The sequence below is a fragment of the Arthrobacter sp. Cr_A7 genome, from assembly GCF_029222765.1.
In the GTDB taxonomy this organism is placed as follows: Bacteria; Actinomycetota; Actinomycetes; order Actinomycetales; family Micrococcaceae; genus Arthrobacter.
In genome coordinates, this window is record NZ_JARHXQ010000076.1 from 25,188 (window position 1) to 34,336 (window position 9,149).

Genomic DNA, 9,149 nt, shown 5'->3' on the forward strand with positions numbered 1-9,149 from the left:
CCCATAGCCCGTCCGGCCGCCAGCGGGTACAACTGAGAGATGACTACCCCAGCGCTGGTGCTAGGCCCCATGATGCGGTACGTGGACGAGACGTCGGCGAGTATCTGGGTGGAAACCCGTGATACTGCCCGGGTCAAGGTCAAGACCAGTGCCGGGGAGTGGGCAGTCCCCACGTTCGCAGTGCACGGCCACCACTATGCGCTGGTGGAAGTGGAGGGCCTCGGGCCGGGAACGGTGACGCCCTACACCGTGGAGATCAACGGAAGACACGTCTGGCCGGCGCCGGAACAGCGCGGGGTGGATGGCTCAAACCCCGACGGCCAATTCCCGCCGCCGGTCATTGCCACCCTCAACCCCGGCAAGCCCCTGCGTTTGGCCTACGGTTCCTGCCGCACCAGCGTCCCGCATGATGCGGCAGGAAACCGGAGCCACGGGGTGGACTCCTTAAGGGCCTATGCGCTGAACATGATCTCCGGCAGCAGCGAGCCGTGGCCCGATCTGGTGGCCTTCCTCGGCGACCAGGTTTATGCCGATTCCACCAGCAAGCAGATGCAGGAGTTCATCAAGGCCCGCCGGGACATCAAGGCACCGCCCGGCGAGGAGCTGAAGGACTACGAAGAATACGCCCACCTCTATTACCTCGCCTGGTCGGACCCGGCCAACAGGTGGCTGCTGTCCACCCTGCCCAGCGCAATGATCTTCGACGACCATGACATCCGGGACGACTGGAACGCCTCACGGTCCTGGCGCGAGGCAATGCAGGATGTTCCCTGGTGGCGGGGCCGGATCAAGGCCGGGCTGGCGTCCTACTGGGTGTACCAGCACCTGGGCAACCTGTCGCCGCAGGAACGGGCCGCGGATCCCGTGTGGCAAAAAGTCGCCGCGCACCGGGGCGCGCAGGAGCTCGACCTTAGTGACGATCTGGACAGCCTCGCGGAACGGGCGAACAGGGATCCTGAGTCCTATCGGTGGAGCTACTGCCGGGATTTCGGGGATACCCGGCTGATCGTGGTGGATTCCCGCGCCGCCAGGAACCTGGACCCGGACCGCCGCGCCCTCCTGGACGACGTCGAAATGGCCTGGCTGGACGAGCGGATGCAGGGCGGCCTCCGCCATGTCCTGGTGGCGACGTCCCTGCCGTTCCTGCTGCCGATGGGCCTGCACCACCTGGAATCGTGGGACGAAGCCATCTCGGAAGGAGCTTGGGGCAAGCCGGCGGCGCGGGCCGGTGAAAAGCTGCGCCAGGCGGCCGACCTGGAGCACTGGGCCGCGTTCCAGAAAAGCTTCCGGCAGGTGGCGGCAATGGCGGTGGAGGTGGCCGACGGCAAACGGGGGCCGGCCCCGGAAACCATTACCTTCCTGTCCGGCGACGTCCACTTTTCCTATGTCTCCGAGGTGGAGCGGACCTCCGGCAGCCGCATCATCCAGGCGGTCTGCTCACCCATCCGCAACCCCCTGCCGCGGGTGATGCGCTCCTTCGGGGCGCTCATGTCCTACGGCCTGGCCGCACCGGTCGGCGCGGCTGTGGCGCGTTCGGCAAAAGTCCAGGACCCGCCGTTCCGCTGGTCCGGCATCAATGGCCCCTGGTTCGACAACAACCTTGCCTGCCTTGAAGTGGTGCCCGAGGGGCTGAGGCTGTGGTGGCAAAAAGGGGTGGTGGACGGCGGCGATCACCTGCACCCACGGCTGGAACGCGTGGCGGAGATGACGGTCGCCCGCCGCAAAACCGGCGAGCCGGCGAGGGAACGGCTCTAGACACTGCTCAGGCTGGATCCGGCTGCCGCCGAAGCCGCGCCACCAGCGTGGCGGCGAGCATCGCCGTCGTCATTTCCAGTCCGATGACCAGCAGCAGGCGGGCAGCCCCGGACGTGTCAGGGACGTACGACGACGGCCCCCCGCCATGCGCGTGTCCGGCACCTGCCATTCCCAGCAGCAATGCCGCATGCAAAGCGGCCATCAGCACGGCCGTAACGGTCACCTGATGGAGCGCACCCACCCGGCTGTGCCGCCACACGTGCACGGTGCAGGGGACGCAGACTGCCGCCATCGCCACCATCAGGACGCCAAGCCACACACCATGATGGCCGGCTGCCGCCAGCCACACGTGCACCAGGCAGGAGACAGCGGTGGCCACGGCGCACACGCGGGGATGCAGGACGGGCCCGCAGGCGCGGACCGGTCCCGCCGTCGTCGTCATGTCCCGGATCCCGCTGCCGGTACTAGTGGCAGGAGCCACCGCTATCGCCCACGCTGTGGCAGGACCCTGAGGCCGGCTTGTTCGGGTTGGCCGGCACGTCCAGGACGGGACTGCGGTCAAAGAAACCTTCGGGGCGGAGCTTAAAGCCCACGGTATCCACGGGCATGATGGGCCAGTCCTCGACGCGCGGGAAGTGGGTCAGGCCGAAGGTATGCCACACCACGATGTCCTGGCCGTCGATGTCACGGTCCTGCGCAACATACGCGGGCAAACCTGCGCCGCCTGCATGCTGGTTCACGAAGTCGCCCGTGGGGTACCGCTCATCCTCGGCGTAGCGGGTGACCCAGAGATCCTTGGTGGCGAACGCGGCACGCGCGGCAATGGAGGACCCGGGGTCGGCCAGCAGGGTGGGCTGGTTCTCGGAGTGGAGTTTGTAGCCCACGGGCTCACCCAGCCGGTTGCGGGATTCCGGATTGGAGATGATCCAGGTCCGGCCGGTGCGGGCGTCGGCTTCCCGGACAGCCTCGCTTTCGCGCGCCAGCACGGTGCGCTTGCGGGAGAACGCGTTGCCGCGTTCGTTGCCGGGACCCATGGCCTGGCGGACCACGTTCTCCTCCTCCACGCGGTTGGTGAAGCCGTCAATGGCCATGTCCAGGCGGGCGCTGAACAGGTGCTGGTGGAAGGGGGCGCCCAGGCCGGGTGCCAACTGCGAGATGTTGTCCGAGCCGCCCTCGGGGAAGGCGGATGTGAAGACGACACCGGTGGCCTTGGCCTCGAATTCGATGGTGCCGTCCAGGTAGAGGTACCAGTAGAAGCCGTAGTCGTAGTTGCCGATGGTGGTGAAGAAGGAGATCACCAGGCGGCGGTTGCGGCGGGTGTAGTTGACGCCGGACCACAGGTCGGAGTGCTTGGACAGGATGCCCCAGTCCTCCTCGTGCATGCAGATGCCGTTGCGGATCTCGCGCGGGTTGCCGAAGGCGTCGCTGATCACCGGGCTGAGGTACGAAATGTCGCCCAGGCAGTCACAGCCCAGCTCCAGGGAGTTCGCGTACTGGCCCACCAGGTACTCGCCCGTGTCGAAATAGTTCTGCCAGGACCGGATGGGCGAGGGGTCCCCGTAGGGAACCACCATTTCCGCAATGGAGGCGCGGTTGATGATGGGGCGCTTCTTGTCGCCGTCCCGGAAGGCGAGGTTGTGCAGGACCACGCCTTCCCGGACGTCGAAGCCCACATCCACGCTCCACTTTTCCCACTCCACGTGGTTGCCGCCCGAAACTGAGAAGCTGGGGCCTTCCGGTTGGGTGATGCTGATGGGCTTCTGCGTGGTTCGGAGCGGGCCGGTCAGTTCAGGATCCGTGTAATTGCCGTGCTCGGACGGCACCGGCATGGGGCCGAGGTCCAGCACCTGGGTGACTTCCTTGTTGACCACGTCAACGTAGGCCACGAGCCCGTCCACGGGATGGGCCCAGGCGCTGTCCTCCGGAAATTCCTGGACAAACGCCAGGCCGCGCAGGATCCGGCGGCCCTTTTCCTCGGTGTACTCGAACGAGCCGGCGGAGAGCGGGGCAACCCGGACTTTGTTGACGTCCAGGTCCCGGTCCGCCAGCGCTTTGAGCCAACGCTCATCTTCGGCCAGGAGCGCCTCGACGACTTCGAACTCCTCCTCCAGGACCGGGAGTTCTCCGGTCACCGCAGTGTCAAGCACGACAGCGGACACCACCTTGCGCTGCGTCAAAGAGACGACGATGTCGCTGGGGGCACCACCCGAGACGTCGTGGATGAAGATGCGGAAGCGCCGGTCAACAGTATGTGCCGCGGCTCCCCGGGGTGGCTCCACCAAACCCAGGTAGGCGATGCGGTGGTGCGGCTCGAGGTGGCCTTCAGACTGCAGGATGGACCGGACCTCGGAAATTTCGTCGCCGGTGGCCAGTTGGAAGGCTGATGTGGCGTGGGTTGGAGCAAGTGTCATGGGGAACCTTTGTCCTGACCCTTTCGGGTCTGCGGATTTATTTTCTATAGTTGTAGAGAATAAACGTCCGTAACATGGCTCACAAGAGTCTGAGCGAAAATATTTTCTGGGGAGTGGCCGCGGTGCCGAAGATAGTTGACCATGACGAGCGGCGCCTGGAGCTGGTGGACGCCACCTGGCGCATCATCGCCCGGCAGGGCCTGGAGGGGGCAACCATGCGGGAGATCGCCATGGAAGCGGGCTTCGCAAACGGGGCGCTCAAGCCCTACTTCCCCACCAAGGACACGCTCCTGGAATTCGCGTTCGGCCATGTCTTCAACCGCACGAACCAGCGGATCGCGGACATCACCCGGGGCAAGTCAGGGTTGCCCGCCCTGCGGGCCTTCTGCCGGGAAGTACTCCCGCTCGACGAGGAGCGGATCAACGAGGCACGGATCGTCATCCCGTTCTGGCAGAAGGCGGTCAACGACCCCCAGAAGGCAGACATCCATCAGCAGTCCATGAGCGAGTGGCTGGCCACCATCCGGCGCTACCTGGCGGAGGCGAGGGACAGCGGAGACGTCCGCGCCGCCGTCAATGATTCCGTCCTGGCCGGCCAGCTCCTGAACATGCTGCTCGGCGCGCAGATTGCCGCAGCACTCGGCAACGGCACACCCAATCCCGGGCTCGAGGAGCAGCTCGAGGGATTCCTGGCCCTGCTATGACCATTCCGCCCGTCATCGACACCCCGGACATCCTTGTGGACCTCGACATCCTGGACCGGAACATTGCCCGGATGGCCGAAACCGTCCGGGCAAAAGGCCTCACCCTTCGCCCAAACGCCAAAACGCACAAGATCCCGGAGATCGCCGACCGTCAACTGGCAGCTGGGGCCGCCGGACTCACGGTGGCAACCATCGGCGAGGCTGAAGTCTTCGCAGCCGCAGGGGTGACCGACCTCTTCATCGCCTACCCCTTGTGGGTCTCGCCGGGGAAGGCCGAACGGCTCCGGCGCCTGGCGGACACAGTGACGGTCGCCGTCGGCGTGGACTCGGCGGAAGGCGCAGCAATGCTCGGCGCGGGGCTCGGCCCGGCAGCCCGAAACGTCAGCGTGCTGGTTGAAATCGACAGCGGCCATCACCGCAGCGGTGTCCGCCCACAGACGGCGGCGGACGTGGCAAAAGCAGCGTCCGACGCCGGCCTTAAAGTCGCGGGAGTGTTCACCTTCCCCGGCCACAGCTACGCGCCCGGCATGCCGGTGGAAGCAGCGGCACAGGAGCAGGAGGCGCTCAGGCAGGCTTCGGATGCGCTGGCCGCCGCCGGACACAATGCAACCGTGCGAAGCGGTGGATCCACGCCCACTGCACTGCTGACCGAAAGCTCGGTGGCAACGGAGGTGCGCCCGGGCGTCTACGTCTTCGGCGACGCCCAGCAGCTTGAGCTTGGCCGGTGCGGTGTGGAGGACATCGCGCTGACGGTGGCGGCGACGGTGGTGAGCCGCCATGCAAGCACCCCCGGCACCCCGGAACGCTTCATCATCGATGCCGGAAGCAAGATCCTGGGCAGCGACCGGCCGGCCTGGGCCACCGGATATGGCCGCCTCATCGATCACCCGGAGGCCCGGATCACCGCCCTCTCGGAGCACCATGCCACGGTCGAGTGGCACGGCCCGGGAAACAGGCCGGCCCTGGGCGACCGGCTGCGGGTCATCCCGAACCACGTCTGCCTGGCCATCAACCTCGTGGACGACGTCGCCGTCACCAGCGGCGGGCAGCTCGTGCACCGGTGGACGGTGGCGGCCCGCGGCAGGAACGCGTAGTACCTCCACTCTTTTTTCGCCAACCGTTGAAAAAAGATCCTGCGGACCGTAACCTGATGGGACTGTGTTGCAGGACACAGCTCCCGGGGAACATCAGATGGCCAGCCGTCGTCAGGAACATCCATGCCAGCACCAGCCCGGCCTGCGGTACATCCCGCCAGCCAACGCCTTACGTCCAGCGTTGCCACGTCCTTTGACCACTGGAAGCACCTGGTGGCCGAGTCCTTCGTACCCCTCACGGCACGGACGGCAGACGTGGACGGGTTCCGCGGACAGCTGCGCGCAAGGGTGCTGGACCGCATGTCCATTGTCGAAGTCACGGCCACCTCGCACGAGGTCCACCGCACCCCGGCCCTGATCGCCCAGGCCCATGAGCGCTACTTCAAGCTCAACCTGCAGCTGGAGGGCACCGGGCTGCTCATCCAGGACAACCGCGAGGCCGTCCTCCGGCCCGGCGACCTGGCCATCTACGACACCAACAGGCCCTACACCCTGACGTTCGCGGAGCAGGCGCGGATGATGGTGGTGATGTTCCCCTGCGACGCACTGTCCCTGCCCACCGACTTCGTGGGCCAGCTCGCTGCCGTGAGGATGGCCGGCAGCACCGGCCTCAGCGGAATTGTGGGACAGTTCATCCGCCAGCTGTCCGAGAACCTGGACGTCCTGGACGGCCCCAGCGGTTCGCGGCTGGCAGCCAACGCCCTGGACCTGGTGTCCACCATGCTGCACGCCGAAATGGACATGACGCCGGACCGGATGAAGCCGCAGGCACTCCTGGCAGTTTCCGTCCGTGAATACATCGAGGCCAACCTGGCCGATCCCCTGCTGTCCCCCGCCAGCATCGCCGCCGCGCACTTCATCTCGACGCGCCACCTGCACAACGTGTTCCACGAGTCCGGGACAACGGTGGCCAGCTGGATCCGGAGCCAGCGGCTGGAGGGGGCCCGCCGCGACCTGCGCGACCCCCTGCACGCCGCACAGTCCGTGGGTGCCGTCGCAGCCCGCTGGGGTTTCCTGGACGCGGCGCATTTCAGCCGCACGTTCCGCGATGCCTTCGGCGTCTCCCCAAGCGACTGGCGCCGGGGCGCTTAGCACTCCTAGATGAGCCCCTGGGCCAGCATGGCGTCCGCCACCTTCACGAAGCCGCCGATGTTGGCGCCGAGGACGTAGTTGCCGGGGTCGCCGTATTCGTCGGCTGTGGACGCGCACCGGTGATGGATTCCCACCATGATCTCCGTCAGCCGTTCTTCGGTGTGCTCAAAGGACCAGGAGTCCCGGCTGGCGTTCTGCTGCATCTCCAAGGCGGACGTTGCAACGCCGCCCGCGTTGGCTGCCTTGCCGGGACCGAAGAGCACGCCCGCCTTCTGGAACACCGCGACGGCGTCACGGGTGGACGGCATGTTGGCGCCCTCGCCCACTGCAAGGAGCCCGCCGCGCACCAGCCTGGCGGCAGCACCGCCGTCGAGCTCGTTCTGCGTGGCGCACGGCAGTGCCACCGACGCGTCAACGTCCCACACGGAACCGCCCTCCACGTAGGAGACGCCGGCCCGGCGGGCAGCGTATTCCTTGAGCCGTGCGCGCTCCACCTCCTTAACCTGGCGCAGGAGCCCGACGTCGATGCCCGCCTCATCCACGATGTAGCCGGAGGAGTCGGAGCAGGCCACCACGGTGGCGCCGAGGGCCTGGGCCTTGGCGATGGCGTTGATGGCGACGTTGCCGGAGCCTGAGACCACCACGCGCTTGCCGTCAAAGGACGTTCCGCGGGTCTTCAGCATTTCCTGCGTAAAGATGACGGTCCCGAAGCCGGTGGCTTCGGGCCTGACGAGCGAGCCGCCCCACGAGATGCCCTTGCCGGTCAGCACGCCGGATTCGTACCGGTTGGTGATGCGCTTGTACTGGCCGAAGAGGTACCCGATTTCGCGTCCGCCCACGCCGATGTCCCCCGCCGGAACGTCGGTGTACTCGCCGATGTGCCGGTACAGCTCCGTCATGAAGGACTGGCAGAAACGCATGACTTCGGCATCGCTGCGGCCGCGCGGATCAAAGTCGGAGCCGCCCTTGCCGCCGCCGATGGGCATGCCGGTGAGGGCATTTTTGAAAATTTGCTCGAAACCAAGGAACTTGACGATTCCCAAATAGACGGACGGGTGGAACCGCAGGCCTCCCTTGTACGGGCCCAGCGCCGAATTGAATTCCACCCGGAAGCCGCGGTTGATCTGCACCCGCCCGGTGTCATCCGTCCACGGCACGCGGAAGATGATCTGGCGCTCGGGCTCGCAGAGCCGCTCCAGGATGGCGGCTTCGAGGAATTCGGGGTGCCTGTCGTGGACGGGGCCGAGGCTTTCGAAGACTTCGACCACCGCCTGGTGGAACTCCGCTTCGCCGGGGTTCCGTGCCAGGACCGTATCCCTGATGGCCTCGAGCCGTGAATCCATGGTTTTCCTCACCTCTGCGTGAAACAGGAACGGTACGTTTTGTTGAACCGCTCGAAACTTGACCCTTCAAGCTATCGGATTAAGACCGGAGACCAGTAGGCGGAGCGCTATTTGTCCCTTATTCTCCGTATTGTGACAGTTCTCTTCCGCATAACGAAAGGAGGGTGCACGAGGATGTGCATCCGGAAGGCCCTCTGATGGCCTACATCTGCCTGCTGCTTTCGGGGGCAGCCCTGCTCCTCAACGGACTCGCCACGCTGGGCCTCCTCCCCCGTCGCGACGCAGCCGTGGCCAGCCTTGCCATCGGGACCGTTCAACTGGCGCTCGGCGTCGTATTTTTGCCAGGCGCGGCAGCGCTCGAACAGGCAGGGCCGCTGTTGACTGCTGCAGGGATGTTCCTGTTCGGCCTGACATACGTGTACGTGGGGCTGGACACCCTGCTGGATCTGGGCTCGAAGGGCCTGGGCTGGTTCTGCGGCATGGTTGGAGTGGTGGGCCTGCTGCTCGCCGCCGCCTGGGCGGGGACGGACCCGCTGCTGGCAGTGCTGTGGCTGGCCTGGTCTGCGCTGTGGGCGTTGTTTTTCGCATCAATGGCGCTGGGCCTCACACGCCTGGACCCGTTCATCGGCTGGGCGCTGGTGCTGACCAGCCAGACGACTGCCACACTTCCGGCTTTCCTCGGGCTGGCCGGCAACTGGCCACGCGGGCAGGCAGCTGCCTGGACGGCGGCAGCATTCCTGGCCGCACTGT

Annotated in this window: 8 protein-coding genes; 5 read left to right on the forward strand and 3 right to left on the reverse strand. The window is 66.3% G+C overall.

Annotation, left to right across the window (positions count from 1 at the left end; translation table 11 throughout):
- Nucleotides 1–39 precede the first annotated feature (39 nt).
- Nucleotides 40–1,755 carry an alkaline phosphatase D family protein gene (locus P2Q66_RS04520; protein WP_275725956.1) on the forward strand — a complete coding sequence of 572 codons (1,716 nt, stop codon included), beginning with the start codon at nucleotides 40–42 and terminating at the stop codon, nucleotides 1,753–1,755.
- 7 nt (nucleotides 1,756–1,762) lie between these two features.
- Here the strand turns inward: P2Q66_RS04520 and P2Q66_RS04525 are convergent, their stop codons facing one another.
- The gene (locus P2Q66_RS04525) at nucleotides 1,763–2,197 is read right to left on the reverse strand and encodes a hypothetical protein (protein ID WP_275725958.1); all 435 of its coding nucleotides are present in this window, start codon (nucleotides 2,195–2,197) and stop codon (nucleotides 1,763–1,765) included.
- 22 nt (nucleotides 2,198–2,219) lie between these two features.
- On the reverse strand, nucleotides 2,220–4,166 hold the full coding sequence (locus tag P2Q66_RS04530) for a primary-amine oxidase (protein ID WP_275725960.1): 1,947 nt from the start codon (nucleotides 4,164–4,166) through the stop codon (nucleotides 2,220–2,222).
- A 122-nt stretch (nucleotides 4,167–4,288) separates the two neighbouring features.
- Between P2Q66_RS04530 and P2Q66_RS04535 the strand changes: the two genes are divergently transcribed.
- The 3 genes from P2Q66_RS04535 to P2Q66_RS04545 all read left to right on the forward strand — a co-directional run bounded on the left by P2Q66_RS04535 (nucleotide 4,289) and on the right by P2Q66_RS04545 (nucleotide 7,056).
- Nucleotides 4,289–4,870: a TetR/AcrR family transcriptional regulator gene (locus tag P2Q66_RS04535; RefSeq protein ID WP_275725973.1), complete on the forward strand. Its 582-nt coding sequence runs from the start codon at nucleotides 4,289–4,291 to the stop codon at nucleotides 4,868–4,870.
- A complete protein-coding gene (locus tag P2Q66_RS04540; protein ID WP_275725962.1) occupies nucleotides 4,867–5,964 on the forward strand; it encodes a D-TA family PLP-dependent enzyme in 1,098 nt (365 codons plus the stop codon). The genes P2Q66_RS04535 and P2Q66_RS04540 overlap by 4 nt, the downstream gene beginning before the upstream one ends.
- 123 nt (nucleotides 5,965–6,087) lie before the next feature.
- Nucleotides 6,088–7,056 (forward strand): helix-turn-helix domain-containing protein, encoded by a 969-nt coding sequence (locus tag P2Q66_RS04545; protein ID WP_275725964.1) that lies wholly within the window; start codon nucleotides 6,088–6,090, stop codon nucleotides 7,054–7,056.
- 5 nt (nucleotides 7,057–7,061) lie between these two features.
- Here P2Q66_RS04545 and gdhA read toward each other — a convergent pair whose 3' ends face one another.
- Nucleotides 7,062–8,399, reverse strand: a complete 1,338-nt coding sequence (gdhA, locus tag P2Q66_RS04550; protein WP_079595308.1) for an NADP-specific glutamate dehydrogenase — start codon at nucleotides 8,397–8,399, stop codon at nucleotides 7,062–7,064.
- Nucleotides 8,400–8,596: 197 nt separating this feature from the next.
- Here gdhA and P2Q66_RS04555 point away from each other — a divergent pair.
- Nucleotides 8,597–9,149: AmiS/UreI family transporter (locus tag P2Q66_RS04555; RefSeq protein ID WP_275725967.1), on the forward strand; the 553-nt coding region annotated here is incomplete at its 3' end.